Source organism: Streptomyces sp. NBC_01237, from assembly GCF_035917275.1.
In the GTDB taxonomy this organism is placed as follows: domain Bacteria; phylum Actinomycetota; class Actinomycetes; order Streptomycetales; family Streptomycetaceae; genus Streptomyces.
Map to the genome: position 1 here is coordinate 3614819 of NZ_CP108508.1, position 21867 is coordinate 3636685.

Consider the following 21867-nt stretch of genomic DNA (forward strand, 5'->3'; position numbering starts at 1 on the left):
TGGCTTTCGTCAGATCGCGTACAGGTGGTGCGGAACCGCTCTCTCCCAGACGGCTTCGAAGGCCGACGAGCAGAGTTTCACGGTCGCCTCGTCCGAGGTGATCTCATCTTCGACTACCGCGCCGTCCCCTGAGAAGTGGTGCACCCGCAGGAGCTCACCGTCGAAGAGCCAGAAGTCGTTTCCAGGGAGGGGAATGTCCGTGGCCCGTCGTCGCGGCAGCCATCGGACCTCCTCCCCCGCCGTCACGTTCGCGTGGGTCACGTAATGCTCCCAGCGGATGTACTCCGTCACCGGCTCGCAGATGATGCGGGCCCGACGGATCGACACACCCCGCGCCACGGAGTCCGTGATCAACTGGTCGTACGGGTGCCACCAGGACGCGCGGTCCGCCCAGTTGAACCGCACGCCGCGCTTCCACTCGTCGAACCGGTCGGTGGTCGCGTACGAGTCACGCATCTCCAGGTGGACGGCCGACCGCTCGCACCGGCCGAGCAGCTCAGCGAAGCTGGGCGCGCTCGACGGCATCGCAGGCCCCCCTGATCACCGGAATCATGCGGGCGGGGAGCCGCACGATGGCCTCGCCCTCGGGGACCGATCCGTTCGCCGGGCTGGTCGCCTCGCACTGGGCCTGAGCCCTGGCGTCCGGCTTCCATCCTTGCAACAAGATCTCCTGAGCTTCCGTGTCCGCCCACACCGTCGGGCAGTGATCCCGATCGGTGTTCGGGTCGATGCCGACGAACTCTACGGCCATGGCTGGCTCCCTGGTCTAGGTGCTTGCTCGGGCTTGCACGAGCTTCGCTGAACAGCAGAGACAGCGTCAATACCGCCTTCATGCCGAGAAATTGATGTGCAAACCCGTGCAAGTTCGTAGCGCCCCGGATCGGCGTACTTCTAGCGTCGACTCGCATCGCCGACCCTGACCTCCGATGAGGATCTGTCACCAGCGGTCCCGGCCGGCCCGGCGCAGCAAATCCACCCAGCGGTCCTCCGTGGAGACGGAAGACCATCGGGCGGGTCCTGCGGAAAGTCCGTAACCAACAAGAGGAGCAACGGCATGGGATGGGGAACGGGAAAGGGCGGAAGCGGTGGCAGCGGGCAGCACTCAGGCGGGAAGGACCCGGGCACGTCCAAGCCGTCGAGCGACACAGCCAAGCCGAAGGACCCGCCGAAGCACAGGAAGGACGAGTAGGTGACGACGCCGAATCTCGCAACGTCCGAGCAGATCGCCATCCGTGATCTGCTCGGCTCAGTGAACCACGGCATGGATACGCCGTTGCGCCCTGAGTGGGAGCGAGCGGCATGGTCCGTCACTCGATCCGCTTTTATCCCTGAACGTGTCTATTTGGGTGATCAGTTGGAGCCATGCGACCGTGCCAACGATCCGGAAGCGTGGCTTCGGGCGGTGTACGCCGATGACTCCGTAGTGACGCAGATCAACGACGGTGAGGAGCCCACGGACGGAGATCGGTGGGCGTCGTCATCCGCTTCGGCTCCGTCCATCGTGTTCCGGATGCTGCACATGCTCGATGTGGCGCCGGAACAAAGAGTCCTGGAGATCGGCACCGGAACAGGGTGGAACGCGGGTCTCTTGGCCTACGTCGCCGGCTCGGAGAACGTGACGACCGTCGAAGTGGACCCCGTGTTGGCGTCCAAAGCCCAGGAACGTCTGCGGAAGTCGGGGCTCGGCGTGGAAGTCATCGCCGGGGACGGCGCTATGGGGCACGCGGACGGCGCGCCTTATGACCGGCTCGTAGCCACGTGTTCCGTGCGGTCCGTCCCTCGCCCGTGGCTCACGCAGGTGAAGCCAGGGGGCGTCATCCTCGCTCCGTGGGAGTCGCCGTGGATCTGCTACGGACTGCTGCGCATGACAGTGGACGATGATGGGACGGCTTCGGGCCGGTTCTCTCCGCACAGTGCGTTCATGCTCATGCGGCAGCAGCGGACCAACCTGCGGATTTTCCGGGACGTGGTGCGCGACGACCACCAGCCCGACGAGTCGACCACCAACCTGCCTCCGTGGCAGGTGACCGGAGACGAACTCGCCGCACGGTTCGCCATGGGGCTGCAGCTCCGTGACGTGTGGTGGACGTGGCACGACAACCCGTATGTGGAAGGGGTGGTATCCCGCCTGTGGCTCGCCACGACCGATGCCACGTCGTGGGCCGCCGTGGACTGGGACGGGAAGTCCGACACCCAGTGGACGGTGTGGCAGCAAGGCCGCCGTCGGCTCTGGCGCGAGGTGGAAGCGGCTCACGACTGGTGGGCGCTGCATGACCGTCCCGGCCCGGAACGATTCGGTCTGACGGTCACAGCCTCAGGTGGGACTCCGTGGCTGGACACCCCCGAAAAGCGCGTCCCCACGAGCGGCTGATCAGCAGGACCGCCCCGTCCGTGGGCTTCAGCCCGAGGCGTCGGACGGGGCTTCCACCTGAGTTCTACGGTCTTGTTGGGAGTACCCAATGTTCGGACACACCATCAAGGACCAGCTCTTCTCGTCCACCCTGATATCGGGGAGGGCAGCCTGCTGACCGGCGCGGTGGCCGCCCTGTGGAGCACCTCGCCATCCCGGGCCGGCACGGGTACCTATCCGGCCAAGTTTGACCGGAAGTCACCGAAATGAACCGGAGTGCGTTACTCCGGAATCCGTCTGGTGTCCGCCAGGTCCGGTTCAGTAGCGTGGCGCGCATGAGCACTCCCGACACCGCGCCCGACACCGCGCCTGCGACCTCCGCCTCCCCCTTCTCCTCCTCCGAAGCCCACCCCCGATTCGCCGAGGCCCTGCGCGAGCTGGGGCTCCAGGTCGAGGTACGCCGCTTCCCGGACGCCACGCGCACCGCCGCCGAGGCCGCCGCGGCGGTGGGCTGCGAGCTCAGCGAGATCGTCAAGTCGCTGATCTTCGAGGCGGACGGGGTGCCGGTCCTGGTCCTGATGGACGGGTCGTCGCGGGTCGACGTGGAGCTCGTACGGAGCGAACTGGGCGCGGGGAAGGTCAAGCGGGCCGGGGCCGACCTGGTCCGTGAGACGACGGGGTACGCGATCGGGGGCGTACCGCCCTTCGGCCATGTGACCAGGACCCGGGTGCTGGCGGACCGCGGGCTGCTGAACCACGCGGTGGTCTGGGCGGCGGCGGGCACCCCGCACACGGTGTTCCCGCTCGACCCCAAGACCCTGATCGGCCACGCGGGCGCCACCGTGGTGGATGTGCGCGAGCAGACGGCGTGACCCCGCTGGTCGCCTTGGCGGTCCTGATAGCCGCGGTCACGCACGCCTCGTGGAACGCCATCGCGCACGCGATCAAGGATCAGCTGGTCTCCTTCACGCTGATCTCCGGGGGCGGCCTGCTGATCGGGGCGGTGGCCGCCCTGTTCGTCCCGTTCCCGGCGGCGGAGGCCTGGCCGTACCTCTTCGTCTCGGCCGCCCTGCATGTGGCGTACATGCTGCTGCTGATGCGGTCGTTCACGCTGGGCGACTTCGGCCAGATGTATCCGATCGCCCGGGGCACGGCCCCGCTCGTGGTGACGGTCCTGGCCGCCGTCTTCGTCGGCGAACGCCCCGACGGCTGGGCCACGGCAGGCGTCGCGGTCGCCTCGGCCGGCCTGGTCGGGCTCGCCCTGTGGGGCATCCGCGGCTCCGGGAAACGCCCCCACTGGCCGGCGATCCTGGCGGCCCTCGCGACGGGTCTGGCGATCGCCGGCTACACCACGGTGGACGGTGTCGGGGTACGCGCCTCGGGCACCCCGCTCGGCTACATCGCGTGGCTGATGATCCTGGAGGGCCTGGCCATCCCGGCGTACGCGTTCTGGCGCCGCCGCACCGCACTCGTCCCCCAGCTGAAGCCGTACGCGGCACGGGGACTGCTCGGCGCGGCCCTGTCGGTCATCGCGTACGGCCTGGTCCTGTGGGCCCAGACCAGGGCCCCGCTCGCCCCGATCGCGGCCCTGCGGGAGTCCTCGATCATCGTCGGCGCGGCCATAGGCGCCCTGTTCTTCAAGGAACGCTTCGGCACCCCGCGCATCGCCGCCGCCGGTCTGATGGTGGTCGGCATCGGCCTGATGCTGCACACGAGTTGAGCACCCCGTGCGGGCGACCGACGCGGGTCGGCGCGCGCCTCAGGGGTGATACAGCGCCCGAGCGCGCCCGGTGTCGACCGGACCGTCCTCGCCGACCGTCAGGAAGTGGTTCAGCTGCCAGGTCTGCGTACTGCCCGCCTGGCGGTTCGTCGTCGTCGCCCATGGCGGGTAGACGCGGAACCCGCGCTTCCCGCCCGTACCGTTCCTCGACACGATGTCCCGGTCGCGGAGCACCTCACGCGGGAAGACGAACTGGCCGAAGCGCCGGTCGTCGCGGGTGCTGATGACGAACAGGTCGATGCCGTCCTCGGCGTCGAAGGGCTGGATCGGGCCGTCCCCGGACCTCTTCCACAGGGTGACGAACTGACCGGCCTTCTTCGGGGTCGTCCTGGCCGCGCGGAACCTGACGGAGGCACCGTCCAGCGTGAATCCGTACGCCCCGTACTCGGCGCTCTCCGCCTCCGCCACCGGCCGTGAGCAGTGGAATCCGCAGGGGTCGTACACCCGCTCCTTCGCCGCGAGGAGATCGTCGTGGAGCGGGGCCCCGGAGGACCAGGGCGCAGGGTCCGAGGAAGGGATTTCCGGGGGTTCCTCGTGGTTCGTCGTCATTGCTCCATGCTGCCATCGTCCGGTTGTTCGGCCCGCACCCCCAGGGCCATCGCGCACGGGACACCTTCCATGTCCCAGGGATTGCCGGGGGCAGGAAGGAAAAGCGCCGCACAACTGCCGATTCCGTTCCTTGATCATCCGGACGGAGACGGCGCAAACTGCTCGTGCGGGACATACCGCCGATACGACGCGAGGGGGCCTCAATGAAACACATGCCGTGGTTCCGTTGGGTGCTGGCACTCGGCCTGGTGCTGATCGCGGGATCCGCCGTCCTGTACGCGACCGCGCCGGGCATGCCCGAGCTCAAACAGATCGACCTGACAGTGCTCGACGAGAAGGCCGACGGGGCGTGCACCGTCCGTTGGACGGATCCTTTCGACCTTCGCGAGCGCGAAGGCCCCTATCGGTGCGATGCCGAGCGGGACTCCATCCTGAAGGCACCGAACTACGACGGCGGTTCCGGCCTCGGCTGGGACACCGGATTCGTGGTCGCCCAGGGCCAGGACACCGGTGACCTGTACTCACTCGACGAGGACATCGAGGCGGATGACCGGATCGAGCTCTCCGACACGCTGGTCGCGTTCGGGTTCCCCCTGACCGTCGTCGGCGTCGTCGGGGGAAACATCAGTGCACTGGCCCGGGCGAGCGGTGCGAGACCGCAAGCCATTCGCCGGGCGAGGCGGCTGGAGGAGGCTGCCGCACTGGTGGACCGGGACCACTCGCGGGCCGTGGAGGCGGTGCGGAAGGCATGGGCCCCGGTGCATGAAGAACGGGTGAACGAGGAGTTGAGCCGGATCCCCGCCTCGCGCCTGACGGATGCGGCCGGAAGCGGGCTTCGGGCCGAGGTGCTGGAGACGGGCGGCATCCGGACCGTGCGGGAGGTGCTCGACTCCGGAGCGTGGGGGCTGGAGCGGCTTCCCGGCGTGGAACAGCCCACGGCCGTGTGGGCGGTTGCGACCGCGCGGCGGATCGCCGACGACCTGCGTGATGTCGTCGAGGTACGGATGGACGTGAACCGGCCCGAGCCCCGGTCCACGGCGCTGCTCGTCGCACTGCGGGTGCTGGTGGAGGCCGGACCCCCGGCCCGGAACGCGGCGGAGGCAGGCAGGGACCTGTCCGTGCGGCTGGACCGGCTGCTGACCGTCGCCGCACCGGCCTCCGGGTGGACGGAGATGCGGCGTGCGGGGCGGGCGGAACGCCGCCGTGCCCTGGCCGCGGTGGCCGAGCTGCGCCTGCTGCTGGACGACGCCGAACGAAGGGGCAGGGCCGCGCAGTTCGCACAGGCTTCGGTCGATCTGCTGCGTGGGCCGGACGACGGCCCGGCCGGTCTCTCCGCCTGGGTGGACTTCGAGACCCGGCCCGCGGAGTACTACGGTCTGCTCGCGGACATCGTGGGCCCCGGTCGCGAGTAGGCCGATCGCCGGTCCCGCGCGGGCCCGCGAGCATCGTCGCACCCAGTACGGCGACCCCGGCCCTGCGGCGACCTGGTCCTGCCGCGTCCGGCCGCCCCCCCCTACCCCTCCGAGACCGCCTTCCGGAAGCCCGTGTTCACGGCGAGCAGGCCGCCGTCGACGCGCAGGGTCGTGCCCGTGATCCAGGACGTCTCGTGGGAGGCGAGGAAGGCGACGGCGGACGCGATGTCGTCGGGTTCGCCGATGCGGCCGAGGGGGTAGAGGGCGCTGATCCGGTCCAGGTCGGCGTCGCGGCCCGCCCAGGCGGCGGTGCGGATCGTGCCGGGGGCGACCAGGTTGACGCGGACGCCTCGCGGGCCCGCGTGGCCCGCCAGGGTGCGGGTCAGGCTGGCGAGGCCCGCCTTGGCGGCGCTGTAGGCGTGGCCGCCGAAGTCCTGTTCGCCGTTGACCGAGCCGATGTTGACGATCGCGCCCCGGCCCGAGGCCACCAGGTGCGGCAGGGCGGCGCGGGAGGTGCGGTACGGGCCGGTCAGGGTGATGTCGAGGTCGCGCTGCCAGGCCTCGTCCGTCTCGTCCTCGAAGAGCGCGGTGTCCGTTCCGGCCGAGTAGGCGTTGTTGACCAGCACGTCCAGGCGGCCGAAGGCGGTGACCGCGTGGGCGACGGCCGCCTCGACCGCCCGGCGGTCGCCCACGTCGCAGGCCAGCGACTCGGCGGTGCCGCCCGCCTCGCGTATCTCCGCGGCCGTGTTCCCCGCGCGGGCGGCGTCCAGGTCGGTGACGAGTACGGCCGCGCCTTCGGCGGCCAGGCGGCGGGCGGTCGCCGCGCCGATGCCCTGGCCGGCGCCGGTGATGAGGACACTGTGACCATCGAAACGTGCAGGAGTCATAGGGCCGACCGTACTGCTCTGACCAGTGCCTGGGCACGGGGGTCGGCGGTGACTCCCTTCTGCAGACCGTTCGTCACATAGCCCAGGGCGATGCCCGATTCGGGGTCGGCGAATCCCAGCGAGCCGCCCCGCCCGGGGTGTCCGAAGGAGCCGGGGGCCAGCAGCGGGGCGGCCGGGCCGTGCAGCATGTAGCCGAGGCCGAAGCGGGTGTTCACGACCAGGACCCGGTCCGGTCCCGCCGACTCCTCGGTGCGGGCGAGGGTGAGCGTGGCCGGGGCGAACAGCCGGTGGCCGTCGACCTCGCCGATCATCGCGGCGTAGCAGCGGGCCAGTGCGCGGGCGGTGGCGATGCCGTTGGAGGCGGGGAGTTCGGCGGCCCGGTAGCCGGGGTCGTTCTCGTCGGGGAACGGGTCGATGGCCCCGAACGCCCGGCGGGTGAGGGAGTCCGGGTCACGGTAGGCGTCGGCGACGGACCGCTTGGGTCGCACGCGCAGGGTGCCGCCGTTGACCTCGACGGGCGGGGGTTCGACCGGTCCGATGCGGCCGATGCGGTGGGCCTCGTCGGCCGGGAGCCCGAACCAGAAGTCCAGGCCGAGCGGGCGGGCGATCTCCTCGGCGATCCAGCGGCCGATGGTCCGGCCGGTGGCCCTGCGCACCAGTTCGCCGATGAGCCAGCTGTAGGTCTGGGCGTGATAGCCGTGGTCGGTGCCGGGCTCCCACTGCGGGCGCTGGGCGGCGACGGCACGCGGCCCGGACGTCCCGTCGGCGGCCTCCTCGGGGGTCAGCGCGCGGTCCAGGGCGGGCACTCCGGCCCGGTGGGCGAGGAGGTCGCGGACGAGGACCCGTTCCTTGCCGTTCGCCTTGAACTCCGGCCAGTACGTGCCGACCGGGGCGTCCAGGTCGACCTGCCCGCGCTGGTGGAGCAGCAGCGGTACGGCGGCGGCGATGCCCTTACCGGCCGAGCGGACGACCTGCACGGTGTCGACGGCCCACGGTTCGGTGCCGTCGACATCCCGCGTACCGGCCCACAGATCGACCACCTTGCGCCCGGCGCGGTACACCGTGACGGCCGCACCGCGCTCTCCGCGCTGTTCGAAGTTACGGACGAAAGCGTCCCCAACCGGTTCGAATCCGGGTGCCACCATGCCCCGTACGTCCACGCCTGCTCCTGCGCTCCCGCTCATCCCCCCATGGTGCATCGCGCGGCGGGCCGGACGCGTAGCGGGTCAACCCCTGTTCACGGACACGGAACGCGGATCGAACCCGAACGGCAGCTCCAGCCGGTGTGCGCGCATCAGTTGATCGTCGCAGAGCAGATCCTGCGTACGGTCGTCGGCGGCGATGACGCCCTCGCTGAGGATGACGGCGCGCGGGCAGAGTTCCAGGGCGTACGGCAGGTCGTGGGTGACCATGAGCACGGTGACGTCCAAGGAGCGCAGGATGTCGGCGAGTTCGCGGCGCGAGGCCGGGTCGAGGTTGGAGGAGGGCTCGTCCAGGACGAGGATCTCCGGCCGCATCGCGAGCACGGTGGCCACGGCGACGCGGCGGCGCTGCCCGAAGGACAGGTGGTGCGGCGGGCGGCCCGCGTACTCCTCCATGCCCACCTGCCGGAGCGCGAAGCGGACCCGCTCCTCCAGTTCGGGGCCGCGCAGCCCCGCGGCGGCGGGCCCGAAGGCGACGTCCTCGCGGACGGTCGGCATGAACAGCTGGTCGTCGGGGTCCTGGAAGACGATGCCGACGCGGCGGCGGATCTCGGCGAGGTTCCGCTTCGCGACGGGGAGTCCGGCGACGTGCACGGTGCCCGCGCCCGCGTCGAGGATGCCGTTGAGGTGGAGGACGAGGGTGGTCTTGCCCGCTCCGTTGGGGCCGAGGAGCGCGACCCGTTCGCCGCGGGCGACGGTGAGGTCGACGCCGAAGAGGGCCTGGTGGCCGTCGGGGTAGGCGTAGGCGAGTCCGCTGACTTCGAGGGACGGCGCGGGGGCGGTGGGCGGGCTGCTCATAGGGACCATCCCAGCAGACAGATGACGAGGGCGAACGCGGGCAGCACCGAGGCGTACGCCCACTGGGTCCGGGAGGCCGTCACCTCGTCGATGACCGGCATGGTGCCGGTGTAGCCGCGGCTGACCATCGCGAGGTGGACGCGCTCGCCGCGCTCGTAGGACCGGATGAACAGGGCGCCCGCGGACTTGGCGAGGACACTCCAATGGCGTACGCCGCGTGCTTCGAAGCCCCGTGAGCGGCGGGCGATCGACATGCGCCGCATCTCACCGGTGACGACGTCCCCGTACCGGATCATGAAGGACGCGATCTGGACCAGCAGCGGAGGCATTCTCAGCAGCTGGAGGCCGAGCAGCAGGGACCGCAGTTCGGTGGTGGAGGCGAGGATCACGGAGGCTGCGACGCCGAGGGTGCCCTTGGCGAGGACGTTCCAGGCGCCCCAGAGACCGGGGACGCTGACGGAGACACCGAGGACGCCGGTCTGCTCGCCGGGCACCACGAAGGGCATGAGCAGCGCGAACGCGACGAACGGCACCTCGATGAGCAGCCGCTTCAGCAGGAAACCGGCGGGGATGCGGGCCACCGCGGCGACGACGGCGAGCAGGGCCGCGTACAGCGCGAAGGCCCAGACCGCCTCGCGCGGCGTGGAGACGACCACGACGACGAAGCAGAAGACGGCGGCGAGCTTGCAGTGCGGGGGCAGGCCGTGGACGGGCGAGTGCCCGTGCCGGTAGAGCTTGTGCGCGTGACCGGCGCCCATGTCAGGCGTTCTCCCCGGCGTGGTGGGCGGCGGCGGGGGTGTCGGAACCGTGGGTACGGCGACGGCGTACGGCCCAGAAGACGCCGCTGCCGACGACGACCGTGGCACTCACTCCGATCACTCCGGCGAGGCCCCCGGAGATCCGGGCGTCGGTGACGTCCCTGACGCCGTAGTCGGCGAGCGGGGAGTCCGAGGCTGCGTGCTCCTCGGCCTTCTTGTCGATGCCCTTGTCGGCGGCGACCTTCTCCAGGCCGTCGGGGCTGGCGGAGGCGTAGAAGGAGACGAAGCCCGCGAGGACGAGGGCGGTGACCAGGCCGGTGGCCCAGACCTTGCGCGTGGACCGGGCGGCGGCCGGGGTGGCGGCGCCGGAGGGGGACAGGGCTCCGGACGGTGACGGCGCCGCGGACGGGGCGTCGATCAGCTCGCCGTCGACGCGGAGCTTGAGCGGGGCGGCGAGCCCGCGGGCGGCGTGCACGAGATCGGGGCGTACGGCGATGACGGCGCCCACCGTCAGCGCGGTGATCACGGCCTCACCGATACCGATCAGCACATGCACCCCGACCATCGCGGTGAGCACCTTGCCGATCGGGATGTCGGTGGTGCCGCCGATCCAGTAGATGAGCGTGAAGGCGCAGGCCGCGGCGGGTACGGAGACCAGGGCGGCGACGAAGGCGGAGACCGTGGCCGAGCGGCGGGTGCGCGGCAGGATCCCGGTCAGGCCCCGGAACAGGGCGTACGCGACGATCACGGTGACCACGCCCATCACCGTGATGTTCACCCCGAGCGCGGTGAGGCCGCCGTCCGCGAAGAGGATGCCCTGCATCAGCAGGACGACGGCGATACAGAGCACCCCGGTGTACGGCCCGACCAGGATCGCGGCCAGCGCCCCGCCCAGCAGATGGCCGCTGGTACCCGCCGCGACCGGGAAGTTCAGCATCTGCACGGCGAAGATGAAGGCGGCCACCAGGCCCGCGAGGGGGGCGGTGCGCTCGTCCAGTTCGCGGCGGGCACCTCGGAGGCTGACGGCGACGGCGCCCGCGGCGACGACTCCCGCGGCCACGGAGACGGGTGCGTTGATGAATCCGTCGGGTACATGCATGAGGTGGCTCCGCTTCCTGCGGTTTCCGCGTTCCTGCGGGCGGGGTCATGAACCCGTCAATGATAGGACCCTGTTGCGAACACCATGCAAGAGCGAACAGGTCACAACTGCTCACGGTACCCAGGTCCGCGCCTCGCGCACCCGGATCCGCGCGCCCACACCGGGGCCCGTACCCACCGCACCCGGGCCCGTCCCTCGCGCACTCGGCGTGCCCCTGGTCCAAAATGTGGGACATTGGAGTGCAAAGTTCTATAAATAGGAGGAGCCGGCTCATGTCCCCCGTGATTGAAGAACATGCCCGCGCCCGGCTCATCACCGACGGCCCGCTCACCCGCCCCGTCCCCGTCGCCCTGCGCTACGACGCGGCCGTCGACCCGCGCACCGTCCATGTCACCCTGCCCGGCGGCAGCGACTGGGCGTTCGGCCGCGACCTGCTGGAACGGGGCCTCCGGTCCCCCGCCGAGCGCGGCGCCGTCCGTGTCTGGCCGTGCGGCCGGGCCCAGCTGATCGTGGAACTGCACTCGGCGGACGGTGTCGAGGTGTTCCAGTTCGACAACGCGACACTGATCCGCTTCCTCGGCCGGACCCACAGCGAGACCGCGCCCGCACAGCCGGCCACCCGAGGCTGATACCGGCCGCCACCGGCCGATTCCCTCCGGTATCAGCTGGTACCAGCTGATACCGACCGCCGGACATGACGAAAGCCCCCGTGCCGCTCGCACGGGGGCTTTCGTCTTCGCCCCGGCCCCCGTCCCCACAGGTAACCGGCGCTTCCGGGGCCGCGCTCCGCTCGGACGCGGACCCGGGGTTCAGGGGATGATCCGGGCCCCGGGTCCGCCTGAGCGGACCCGGGACACCGGCTCGGACACCGCTCAGACGCGGGTCAGCTCACGCTCACCGTCGCCGTCGCCGCCGGACCCGCCCTGCGAGGACTCCGGAGCGTCGGAGAGCTGCTTGCGCAGGCCCTCGCCCTCCACGTCCACGTTGGGCAGCGCGCGGTCCAGCCAGCGCGGCAGCCACCAGGCACGCTTGCCGAGCAGCGCCAGCACCGCGGGCACGATCGCCATCCGCACCACGAAGGCGTCGAAGAAGACGGCGATGGCGAGCGAGAAGCCGATCATCTTGATCATCTGTTCGCTGGCTCCGATGAAGCCGGCGAAGACCGCCATCATGATCACGGCCGCGGCCGTGACCACCCGTGCGCCGTGCTTGAAGCCGGTCACGATGGCCTGGCCGGGGCTCTCCCCGTGGACGTACGCCTCCCGCATCCGGGTGACGAGGAAGACCTCGTAGTCCATGGCGAGACCGAAGACCACACCGACCATGAAGATCGGCATCATCGACATGATCGGGCCGGTCTGCTCGACGCCGAAGAGCGAACCGAGCCAGCCCCACTGGAAGACCGCGACGACCGCGCCGAGTGCCGCGACGACCGAGAGCAGGAAGCCGAGGGCCGCCTTCAGCGGCACCAGGACCGAGCGGAACACCAGCATCAGGAGCAGGAAGGCCAGACCCACGACGAGCGCCAGGTAGGGCAGCAGCGCGTCGTTCATCTTCTGCGAGAAGTCGATGTTCATCGCGGTGGCACCGGTGACCAGCACCTCGGCACCGGAGTCGCTCTTGATGTCGGCACCCGCGTCACGGATGGCGTGGACCACGTTCTCCGTCTCGACGGAGCTGGGCCGGTCCTGTGCGATGACGGTGATGGTCGCGGTGTCGCCCGCCTTGTTGAAGGCGGCCGGGCTGACGGCGACGACGTGCGGCATGGACTCGATCTCCTGGGAGACCTGGTTGACCGCGGTCTTGCCGTCCGAGCTGTTCTTCGTGTCGACGACGACCATCAGCGGCCCGTTGAACCCGGGGCCGAAGCCGTCGGAGAGCGCGTCGTACGCCTGACGCTGCGTGGTGCTCTTCGGCTGGGAGCCGTCGTCCGGCAGGCCCATCTCCAGCGACGCGGCCGGTACGGCGATGACGCCGAGGCCGATGACACCGGCCAGCAGCACCCACACCGGCCTGCGCAGCACGAACCGCGCCCACCGGGTGCCCATGTTCGGCTTGGCATCGGGACGGTTCTCCGCCTCGGCGGCCTTGCGCGCCTTGCGCCCCATGACCCGCTTGCCCGCGAAGCCCAGCATCGCCGGGACCAGGGTGAGCGCGATGAGGACGGCGATGGCGACCGTACCGGCGGCGGCGAAGCCCATCTTCGACAGCATCGGGATGTTCACGACGGCCAGGCCCACCAGGGCGATGACCACGGTCAGGCCCGCGAAGACGACCGCGGAACCGGCCGTGCCGACGGCCCGCCCGGCGGCTTCCTCGCGCTCCCGGCCCTCGGCCAGTTCGGCGCGGTAGCGGGAGACGATGAAGAGCGCGTAGTCGATGCCGACCGCGAGGCCGATCATCATCGCGAGCGTCGAGGTGGTGGAGCCCAGGTCCAGTACGTTCGCCAGCGCCGTGATCGTCGAGACCCCGATGCCGACGCCGATGAGCGCGGTGAGCAGCGGCAGCCCGGCGGCGATCAGCGAGCCGAACGTGATGACCAGCACCACCGCGGCGATGGCGACCCCGATGATCTCGGTGGCGCCGGTCTCCGGCATCACCTGGAGCGCGTCACCGCCGATCGCCACGGTCATCCCGCTCTTCTCGGCGGCCGCCCCCGCGTCCTCCAGGGCCTCACGGGTCGGGTCGGTCAGCTCCATCGAGTTGACCTTGTAGGAGACCGAGATGTACGCCGTGGAGCCGTCCTTGCTGACGGCGTTGGCGGTGTACGGGTCGGCGACCGAGGCGATCTGGTCCGAGCCGGACTTCAGCTCGCCGACGATGTCCTTGACCTCGGCCTTGTTGGCGGCGTCGGTCACCTTCTGTCCGTCGGGTGCGGTGAAGACGACGCGGGCTGTCGCGCCGTCGGCGCTGCTGCCCGGGAAGCGCTGTTCCAGCAGGTCGAAGGCCTTCTGGGCCTCCGTACCCGGAATCGAGAAGGAGCTGGAGGTGGCGGTGGAAGCGGAGGCGGCACCGAATCCGGCGAGTGCCAGCAGCGCCACCCAGACGAGGGCGACATAGCGGCGGCGCCGGAAGGCGAGCCGTCCGAGCTTGTAGAGGAATGTGGCCACGGGGGCGTACTCCCGGTCAGGTCGTGTGAGTGGAAATGGGCGTGAGGAACCAGCCCGACGACGAGAGCGGCGTGTCAGGTGGAGCGTCGGGGAGAGGGCCGTGCGGGCGGGGCGGGGACGTCAGACGCCGAGGGCGGGGAGGACCACGGAGTCGACATAATCGATGAGAAACGCCTGGTCGACGGCGCGGTCCTCGACCAGCTGCCGAGCGGCGAGCGCGCCGATCAGCATGTGCGGGATGTACTTCAGCGCCGGATTGTCCGAGCGCAGTTCGCCCCGGTCCACGGCCCGTCGCAACAGCAGGTCGAGACCGGTCATCTCCGGCTCGATCAGCAGCTCGCGCAGCGCCTTGTGCAGATCGGGATTGTCATGGACGGCTTGACTCAGGCCCCGCATCAGCGCGGAGTCCTTCTCCATCTGACAGTCGTCGTTGCGGCTCAGCGCGACATGGAAGTCGCCGCGCAGCGAACCGGTGTCGATCTCGCCGAGGCTCACCGGCTTGTTGTGCCGCAGTGCCTTCACGACCAGTTCGGGCTTGCTGCCCCACTGGCGGTAGAGGGTGGCCTTGCTGGACCGGGTACGGGCGGCGACGGCGTCCATGGTCAGGGCGTCGTAACCGACCTCGCGCAGCAGGTCGAGGACGGCGGCGTAGAGCTCACTCTCACGCTCCGGTGTGAGCCTGGTGCGTGCCATGTGTGCCGACCTCCCTCGCTCCGCTCCGCCGGATTCGCTCACCATCGAACGAAACCGTTTCGTACACCTGACCGTACTCCCACCACCCAGCGAAACGAAAACGTTTCGCTTGTGTGCTGCACCACAAGTTGCCTCGGGCCGTTCGCGCGGAAAGCATTGGAGGGTGAGTGACGACGTCGCGTATCTCCGTTTCCCGCACCTCCACCAGGACTTGCTCTGCTTCGCGGTCGAGGACGACCTCTGGGTCTCCCCCCTCGCCCCGGCAGGACACCGGCCCGACCGGGCCTGGCGGATCACCGTCGACCGCACCAGGGTCAGCCATCCACGCTTCTCGCCCGACGGCACCCGCATCGCCTACACCACCTGGCGAACGCTGGACCCCGAGATCCATGTCGCCCCCGTCGAGGGCGGCCCCGCCCGCCGGCTCACCTACTGGGGCTCGACCGACGCCCGGGTCTGCGGCTGGAGCCCCGATCCGGGCGACACGTCCCAGATCCTCGCCGTGTCCTCGCACAACCAGCCGTTCTCGTACTTCTCCTGGGCCTACAGCGTCCCCACCGACGGCAGTCCCGGCGGCCGGCTCCCCTGGGGACCGGTCTCCGACATCGCGGTCGCGGACATCGACGGCGAGCGGCGCTCGCTCCTGCTCACCGGCAGGCCGCCGCACGAACCGGCCGCCTGGAAGCGCTACCGGGGCGGTGCGACCGGGCGCCTGTGGCTGCACGGCGAACGGCTGCTGCCGGACATCGGCGGCCAGCTGGACTCGCCCATGTTCGTCGGCCGCCGGATCGCGTTCCTCTCCGACCACGAGGGTGTCGGCAATCTGTACTCCTGCCTGATGGACGGCAGCGATCTGCGGCGCCACACCGACCACGACGCCTTCTACGCCCGGCACGCCTCCAGCGACGGGCACCGGGTGGTCTACCAGTGCGGCGGCGATGTGTGGCTGGTCGAGGACCTCCAGTCACCGGACGCCCGGCCCCGGAAGCTGGAGGTACGGCTCGGCGGCCCACGGACCGGACGGCGTACGTACCAGGTGCCCGCCGCCAGCAACGTCGACTCGCTCTCGGTCGACGAGACGGGCCGGGCGAGCGCCGTCTCCGTACGCGGCAGCCTGTACTGGCTCACCCACCGCGACGGCCCCGCCCGCACGATCACCGACACCCCGGGGGTCCGGGTCCGGCTGCCGGAGATGCTGGGCAGCGTCGGTCAGGTGGCGTACGTGACGGACGCGGACGGCGAGGACGCGATCGAGATCGCCTATCTCCCCCGGGCCAGCGGCGACCGCGAACCGCGACGGCTGGCCTCCGGGAAGCTGGGCCGGGTGCAGGAGCTGATCTCCGACCCGGCGGGCGAACGGCTGGCGGTCGCGTCGAACGACGGGCGGCTGCTGCTCCTGGACACGGCGGAGGAACGGGAGCCGGAGGAGGGTACGCGTACGGGTACGGCTACGTCAGGTACGGAGGAGTACGACGCCCCGGACGCCACGGACGGCACGGAGGCCACGGACGCCACGGACGCCACGGACGGTGCCGGGAACACGACGGACGCCGCCGACACCGTCGTGGGCGCGACGGACGCCACCGGCGACGTCACCGAACTCATCCGCTCCGTCAACGGCCCGGTCCGCGACCTCGCCTTCTCGCCCGACGGCGCCTGGCTGACCTGGTCGCACCCCGGGGTCGGCCGCTCCCTGCGCCAGATCAAACTGGCCCGGATCTCCGGGCCGGGCGCACCGGTGATCGTCGATGTCACCAATGGCCGCTTCGAGGACGAGAACCCGGTCTTCACGGGCGACGGCCGCTATCTCGCGTTCCTGTCCTGGCGGGGCTTCGACCCGGTGTACGACGTCCACACCGGCGACCTCTCCTTCCCGCTGGGCTGCCGCCCCTATCTGGTCCCGCTATCCTCGGCCACCCCGTCGCCGTTCGCGCTCTCCCCGGACGGGCGCCCGGCGGCGGGCGGCCTGGACCCGGTGGACCTTCCCGACGGCGGTACGGGGGAGGGGGCGACGGTCACCGTCGAGTTCGAGGGCCTGGAGAGCCGGGTGACACCGTTCCCGGTCTCCGCGTCGAAGTACTCGGCGCTGCACCCGGTCAGCGGCGGCGGGCTCGTCTGGCTGCGCTGGCCGATCTCGGGCGCGCTGGGCGAGACCTTCGCCAACCCGGCGGACATGTCGGGCCGCCCCACCCTGGAGCACTTCAACATCGCCAAGGCCCGCAGGACCGAACTGGTCGATCACCTCGACTGGTTCGCGGTCAGCGGCGACGCGAGCCGGCTCGTCGTCATGGACGACGGCGAACTGCGCGCCGTCCCGTCCAACGAGCCCGGCGACAACGACTCCACCGTCTATCTCGACCTGCGCCGCATCCTGCACGATGTCGACCCGGCGGCGGAATGGCGCCAGGCGTACGACGAGGCGGGCCGGATCATCCGCTCCTACTTCTGGGAGCCGGACATGTGCGGCATCGACTGGGGCGGGGTGCTCGACCAGTACCGCCCGCTGGTCGAACGGGTCGCCTCCCCCGACGAGTTCGCGGACCTGCTGCGCGAGGTGCTCGGCGAACTGGGCACCTCGCACGCGTACGTGGCACCCGCCCGCCGCAACGAGGGCCCGCCGCACTACCAGCGGGCGATCGGGCTGCTCGGCGCCAATCTGGTGTGCCGTGACGGGGCGTGGCGCATCCAGCGCATCCTGCCCGGCGACTCCTCGGACTCCAAGGCGCGTTCACCGCTGGCGGGTACGGGGATCAGGGAGGACGCCGCCCTCACCCATGTCGACGGCCGCCCGGTGGACCCGGTGACGGGGCCGTACCCGCTGCTGACGGCTGCGGGCGGCACGACGGTGGAGCTGACGTTCCGCCCGGCGGGCGACGAGGGCCGCTCACGCCGCATCGCGATCGTGCCGCTGATCGACGAACGGCCGCTGCGCTACCAGGACTGGGTGGCCAAACGCCGGGAGGTCGTACGGGAGTTGAGCGGCGGCAAGTGCGGCTACCTGCACATCCCCGACATGGGCGGCTCGGGCTGGGCCCAGTTCAACCGGGACCTGCGACTGGAGGTGTCACGCCCGGCGCTGATCGTGGACGTACGGGGCAACGCGGGCGGCCACATCAGCGAACTGGTCGTCGAGAAGCTCACCCGCAGAATCCTCGGCTGGGACCTGACGCGCAACGCCCAGGCGGTCAGTTACGCGTCGAACGCGCCACGGGGCCCGGTCGTCGCGCTGGCCGACGAGGCGACGTCCTCCGACGGCGACATGATCACGGCCGCGTTCCGGCTGCTGAAGCTGGGACCGGTCGTGGGCCAGCGCACCTGGGGCGGCGTGGTCGGCATGACCGGGCGCCACCGGCTGGGCGACGGCACGGTGATCACGGTGCCGATGAACGCGGCGTGGTTCGACACGTACGGATGGTCGGTGGAGAACCACGGCGTCGAGCCCGACCTGGAGGCGCTGCGCACCCCGCTCGACTGGGCGGAGGGCCGACACGCGGTGCTGGACGACGCGGTGCGCGTGGCACTGGACCTGCTGGCGAAACACCCGGCGGCGACCCCGCCGACGTACACCACGGCCCCGGACCTGCGACGCCCGCCGTTGCCCCCGAGGTAGGAAAGCCCCGGGCTTCGGGCTTCGGGCTTCGGGCTTCGGGAGGGGCTGTTCACCTTTTCGGGTATACGTGAGGAGGGCGCGGGCCCGAGGCTTGAGCTTCGGGCTTCGGGCGCCGGGACACGAGCTTCAAGGTTCGAGCTTTTCCTTTACCGGTAGGGAAGAGAAGGGAAGTTGGGAAAGCCTCCCTCCCCTCCCTTCCCTGTCACGGCCAGCAAGTATGACTAATCAGGGCAGCTTGCGGCGCGATCACGCGGCTGCTTACGGTGCCCCCAACGAAACGACCCCGACGAGGTGTATCGAGCACCAAGCCGGGGTCTCACCTCAAGATCGAAAGCAGCGTCGATCCCGTGGCTACCCGGAACCTTAGCCCTGCCCTCCGTGCACCCGCACGCTCACTTACGTACCCGAAGGCCAAGCCCGGCTACGGCAAGCGCTCGACGCCCGGCCAACACACGCCCACCGGCTCTGAGTTCGCTCTGCTGCCCGCGCGCGAGCGCTATGTCGCCGGATTTGTCGAGCGTCTTCCCGACGGCTCGGCGATGGATGTCAAGACCCTGGCCAAACAGCTCCCGCTCTACGGCCAACAAGCCGTGGCATCGGCCCTGACCGCCCTGTCGGTTGCCGGGCACCTGCGCCGGGTACGCCGCCCGGCGGGCGAGGGCGACCAGGTCCGCTGGGTCTCCCGGACCTTCTGGTCACGTACCGCCCGCGACAACGAGTGGTGGAACACCTTCCTGGCGACGGAGACCATCGAGGCACCCCTGGCAGCAACGGCCCCCGAGACCGCGCCCCCGCCCTGGGTGCCCGCTGAAGAGCCCGCTCCCGCCCCGCCGGTCATCGCCGCCGCACTCGTGCCACCACAGAATCCGGGGCCTAAGCGGGAGCAGGTGCCAGAGCCGGAGCCGGGCCCCGAGAAGGAAGCGGAAGAAGAGGCCGTACCGCAGCCTGAACAGCAGGAAGCACCGGCACCGGCGCCGGACACAAGCCCGGCACCGACCTCGCCCACGGCACTGGGCGCACCGCCGCAGTCGCCCCTTGTCGGCGCCTCCCCCGCCTACCTGGCCCTGGCACAACTCGGGCGTCGCGAACCCCGCTTGGCGCTCTCCGCCGCCGACTGCGAGACCTTGCAGGACCTGGCGCAGCGCTGGTTCGACCGAGGGGTGGACGCGGACTACCTCCTCCAGGCCCTCTCCCGCGGGCTCCCGACCGGCGTCGACTCCCCCGTGGGCCTCGTCCGCGACCGGCTCATCAGGAAGCTCCCGCCCCTCCTGCCAGCCACGCCCGCACCTCCCGCACCGGGCACCGCCCCGCACCGCCTGCTGGTCGAGTGCACCGAATGCGGGGCCCCGGGTCGCCCCGAATCCCTCCCCGACGGCCTCTGCGGCCCCTGCCGCCGGTCCGGCCAGGGAGCCGTCGCCGCCCCGGCCTCGCCCCCAAGGCCCGACGCCCGGCTGCTCGCCGGGCACATCAGAGGGCTCCTGAAGACCGTCTGAAGAGTCCGAAGAAACGGCGCCGGACCGGCGACCGCCCCGGCGAGGGACGTTCTCCGGTCCGGCGACGAGCGTACGAACGGCACGGGGCGGCCCGCCCGCCGTCAGCCGGTGCCGGGAGCGACACCCGCTGCGGATCTGCTGTCGGGACCGGCTGGTTCGCGATCCGTCCCGCCCCACCGGGCGGGCGCCCCCAGTTCGCACCAGACCGTCTTCCCGTACGGCCGCCGCTCGACGCCCCACCGCAACGCCAGCGCGTCCACGAGCGTCAGCCCCCGCCCCGACTCCTCACCGTCCGCCGCAGCCCGCAGGGCGGGCCAGGCACCCGGCTCGGGGTCGCTCAACTCCACCCGGACACGGCCGGAGCGGGTACCGCTGACCCGGAGCGTGACCGGTGTGCCCTCGCCGAGATGCACGATCACGTTGGCCAGCAACTCACTGACGCAGAGCAGCAGATCGGGCGAATCCGCACCCCCGCACCACTCCCGAAGGGTGCGCCGGACCTCCGGTACGGCCTTCGGCACGGCGAGCAGATGCACCGTGAACGGCAGCGGGGTCATCCACCGGCCGCCGACCGCAGCACCTCGGCCATCCGGCGCGCGGTCGCCACATTGCAGTTGCCGAGCGCGACCAGTTGCGGCCGGGTGGCGCACCCGGCGAGGGTCAGCGGATCGACGCCGAGCGACGGCAGGGTGATGCCGTGGACCGCGAGCGCGGTACGCAGCGCGTCGACGTCCGCGCCGATGTCGTAGCCGGGGGTGTCCTGAGTGTCGTCCATGGGGGGAGCATCCACCTTTCGTTGCACACTGTGACGAACGCCTCACACGTTGCCGTACGGACCCCTACCTTGAAAGGGTTTCCCGCTCCACAACGCACAGCGCGAAAGGTGGTCAAAGGTGGCTACGCGCAAGGAGATCGACGGCTCGGCCGGGGTCCCGCAGTTCTACGGCAAGGAACTCCGCTTCAAACGGGAGCAGGCGGGCCTGACCTTGGAGAAGCTGGTGGACGGCAGCTTCTACGGGATCACGTACCTGAGCGAGATCGAGCACGGCCATCGCCGGATGCCGGTGGATCTGGCCCAGCACGTGGACCGGGTACTGGGGACGGACGGGTTCTTCCAGCGGCGGTGCGAGGACGTGCGGCAGGCCAAACAGGGGGCTCACGCAGCGTTCTTCGCTCCGGTCGCGGAAGCGGAGACGCGGGCGCGGACCATCGACCAATGGTCCGGCACGCTGATCCCTGGCCTGCTCCAGACCCGTTCGTACGCCCAGGGCGTCGTCCGCTCCACGCATTCTCTGGACACAGCGGAGGAGGTCGAAGCCAAGATCAACGCTCGATTGCAAAGGGCCCGGCTCTTCGACGACCCCAAGAAGCCCGAGTACTGGGTGGTCCTGCACGAGTCGCTCGTGCGCCACTCCATCGTCCCGCCAGTGGAAATGGCCGAGCAGTTGGACCAGATCACCGCCCTGGTGCGGCGCGGTCGTGTCGTTACACAGATCCTTCCGTGGAACGGCCCAACCCGTCCCCTCACCGAGCTGCCGCTCCTCCTGCTGAACTTCGACAACGAACCACCGCTGCTCTACACCGAGGGTCCGTACCACGGCCAGATCATCGATGATCCGGCCATCGTGATGCAGTACCGCAAGGCATACGATCGGCTGAGGGCCGCCGCGTTGCCGCCGGAGGTGTCCCTTGCCCTGATCGAGAAGGCGGCTGAGGAGTACCGCCATGGCCAGCACCCGTCTTGATCTCGGCGCCGCCACGTGGCGTAGGAGCAGCTACAGCAACGGCAGTGGCGGCGACTGCCTCGAAGTCGCCGAAGGCTTCGCCACCTGGCGCAAGAGCAGCTACAGCAACACCTCGGGAGGCGACTGCCTCGAAGTCGCCGAGGGCTTCGCCACCTGGCGCAAGAGCAGCCACAGCAACTCTTCCGGAGGCGACTGCCTCGAAGTCGCGGATGGCCACCAAGGCCTCGTCCCCGTCCGCGACTCCAAGCGCCCCGAGGGACCGGCGCTCGTCGTCCACGCGTCCGCCTGGTCACCGTTCGTGGAGTCCGTCAAGGCGTCCTGACACCGCTGTGGGCTTCCTGAAGTAGCTTCCAGGCGCCCGCGATTCACCCAGGCGCGCGC

At 70.6% G+C, this 21867-nt stretch carries 20 protein-coding genes and 1 pseudogene; 9 read left to right on the forward strand and 12 right to left on the reverse strand.

The annotated features are described in order from the left end of the window. Window positions 1-9: 9 nt before the first annotated feature. A complete protein-coding gene (locus OG251_RS15985) occupies window positions 10-525 on the reverse strand; it encodes a DUF6879 family protein (protein WP_326677813.1) in 516 nt (171 codons plus the stop codon). Next, on the reverse strand, window positions 497-751 hold the full coding sequence (locus OG251_RS15990) for a hypothetical protein (RefSeq protein WP_326677815.1): 255 nt from the start codon (window positions 749-751) through the stop codon (window positions 497-499). The genes OG251_RS15985 and OG251_RS15990 overlap by 29 nt, the downstream gene beginning before the upstream one ends. A 438-nt stretch (window positions 752-1189) precedes the next feature. Here OG251_RS15990 and OG251_RS15995 point away from each other — a divergent pair, with 438 nt between their 5' ends. The 3 genes from OG251_RS15995 (at window position 1190) to OG251_RS16005 (ending at window position 4070) form a co-directional block, all read left to right on the forward strand. Continuing rightward, entirely contained in the window at window positions 1190-2371 is a 1182-nt protein-coding gene (locus OG251_RS15995) for a methyltransferase domain-containing protein (RefSeq protein ID WP_326677816.1), read from the forward strand. A gap of 314 nt (window positions 2372-2685) precedes the next feature. After that, window positions 2686-3222, forward strand: a complete 537-nt coding sequence (locus tag OG251_RS16000) for a YbaK/EbsC family protein (RefSeq protein WP_326677817.1) — start codon at window positions 2686-2688, stop codon at window positions 3220-3222. After that, window positions 3219-4070, forward strand: a complete 852-nt coding sequence (locus OG251_RS16005; RefSeq protein ID WP_326677818.1) for a DMT family transporter — start codon at window positions 3219-3221, stop codon at window positions 4068-4070. The genes OG251_RS16000 and OG251_RS16005 overlap by 4 nt, the downstream gene beginning before the upstream one ends. Before the next feature lie 39 nt (window positions 4071-4109). Here the strand turns inward: OG251_RS16005 and OG251_RS16010 are convergent, their stop codons facing one another. Beyond that, window positions 4110-4679 carry a MepB family protein gene (locus tag OG251_RS16010; RefSeq protein WP_326677819.1) on the reverse strand — a complete coding sequence of 190 codons (570 nt, stop codon included), beginning with the start codon at window positions 4677-4679 and terminating at the stop codon, window positions 4110-4112. 212 nt (window positions 4680-4891) lie between these two features. On the opposite strand from OG251_RS16010, the gene OG251_RS16015 reads away from it, so the two are divergent. Continuing rightward, window positions 4892-6091 (forward strand): hypothetical protein, encoded by a 1200-nt coding sequence (locus OG251_RS16015; protein WP_326677820.1) that lies wholly within the window; start codon window positions 4892-4894, stop codon window positions 6089-6091. Between the two features lie 101 nt (window positions 6092-6192). Here the strand turns inward: OG251_RS16015 and OG251_RS16020 are convergent, their stop codons facing one another. From OG251_RS16020 to OG251_RS16040, 5 genes are all read right to left on the reverse strand, one after another. Further along, complete coding sequence (locus OG251_RS16020; RefSeq protein WP_326677821.1) at window positions 6193-6978, reverse strand: SDR family NAD(P)-dependent oxidoreductase; 786 nt, start codon at window positions 6976-6978, stop codon at window positions 6193-6195. Further along, window positions 6975-8138, reverse strand: a complete 1164-nt coding sequence (locus OG251_RS16025) for a serine hydrolase domain-containing protein (RefSeq protein ID WP_326681282.1) — start codon at window positions 8136-8138, stop codon at window positions 6975-6977. Before OG251_RS16025 ends, OG251_RS16020 begins: the two co-directional genes overlap by 4 nt. A 66-nt stretch (window positions 8139-8204) precedes the next feature. After that, window positions 8205-8978, reverse strand: coding sequence for an energy-coupling factor ABC transporter ATP-binding protein (locus OG251_RS16030; protein ID WP_385893461.1), 774 nt, complete (start codon window positions 8976-8978; stop codon window positions 8205-8207). Continuing rightward, window positions 8975-9736, reverse strand: a complete 762-nt coding sequence (cbiQ, locus tag OG251_RS16035) for a cobalt ECF transporter T component CbiQ (RefSeq protein WP_326677823.1) — start codon at window positions 9734-9736, stop codon at window positions 8975-8977. The genes OG251_RS16030 and cbiQ overlap by 4 nt, the downstream gene beginning before the upstream one ends. 1 nt (window position 9737) lies before the next feature. Then, complete coding sequence (locus tag OG251_RS16040; RefSeq protein WP_326677824.1) at window positions 9738-10835, reverse strand: energy-coupling factor ABC transporter permease; 1098 nt, start codon at window positions 10833-10835, stop codon at window positions 9738-9740. Window positions 10836-11107: 272 nt separating this feature from the next. Here OG251_RS16040 and OG251_RS16045 point away from each other — a divergent pair. After that, window positions 11108-11455, forward strand: a pseudogene (locus OG251_RS16045) (SsgA family sporulation/cell division regulator); the annotation flags it as partial. 252 nt (window positions 11456-11707) lie between these two features. On the opposite strand, the gene OG251_RS16050 reads toward OG251_RS16045, so the two are convergent. Continuing rightward, entirely contained in the window at window positions 11708-13945 is a 2238-nt protein-coding gene (locus OG251_RS16050) for an MMPL family transporter (RefSeq protein ID WP_326677825.1), read from the reverse strand. A gap of 120 nt (window positions 13946-14065) precedes the next feature. Further along, window positions 14066-14638, reverse strand: coding sequence for a TetR/AcrR family transcriptional regulator (locus OG251_RS16055; protein WP_266805814.1), 573 nt, complete (start codon window positions 14636-14638; stop codon window positions 14066-14068). A 163-nt stretch (window positions 14639-14801) separates the two neighbouring features. Between OG251_RS16055 and OG251_RS16060 the strand changes: the two genes are divergently transcribed. Then, window positions 14802-18248, forward strand: a complete 3447-nt coding sequence (locus OG251_RS16060; protein WP_326677826.1) for a S41 family peptidase — start codon at window positions 14802-14804, stop codon at window positions 18246-18248. 347 nt (window positions 18249-18595) lie between these two features. Beyond that, complete coding sequence (locus tag OG251_RS16065) at window positions 18596-19741, forward strand: MarR family transcriptional regulator (RefSeq protein WP_326677827.1); 1146 nt, start codon at window positions 18596-18598, stop codon at window positions 19739-19741. A gap of 101 nt (window positions 19742-19842) precedes the next feature. Here the strand turns inward: OG251_RS16065 and OG251_RS16070 are convergent, their stop codons facing one another. Further along, window positions 19843-20298, reverse strand: a complete 456-nt coding sequence (locus tag OG251_RS16070; protein ID WP_326677828.1) for an ATP-binding protein — start codon at window positions 20296-20298, stop codon at window positions 19843-19845. After that, a complete protein-coding gene (locus tag OG251_RS16075; RefSeq protein ID WP_073725855.1) occupies window positions 20295-20516 on the reverse strand; it encodes a hypothetical protein in 222 nt (73 codons plus the stop codon). Before OG251_RS16075 ends, OG251_RS16070 begins: the two co-directional genes overlap by 4 nt. Window positions 20517-20634: 118 nt before the next feature. Here OG251_RS16075 and OG251_RS16080 point away from each other — a divergent pair, with 118 nt between their 5' ends. Both OG251_RS16080 and OG251_RS16085 read left to right on the forward strand, forming a co-directional pair. Beyond that, window positions 20635-21486, forward strand: coding sequence for a helix-turn-helix domain-containing protein (locus tag OG251_RS16080; protein WP_326677829.1), 852 nt, complete (start codon window positions 20635-20637; stop codon window positions 21484-21486). Continuing rightward, window positions 21467-21808 (forward strand): DUF397 domain-containing protein, encoded by a 342-nt coding sequence (locus tag OG251_RS16085; protein ID WP_326677830.1) that lies wholly within the window; start codon window positions 21467-21469, stop codon window positions 21806-21808. Before OG251_RS16080 ends, OG251_RS16085 begins: the two co-directional genes overlap by 20 nt. Window positions 21809-21867 lie beyond the last annotated feature (59 nt).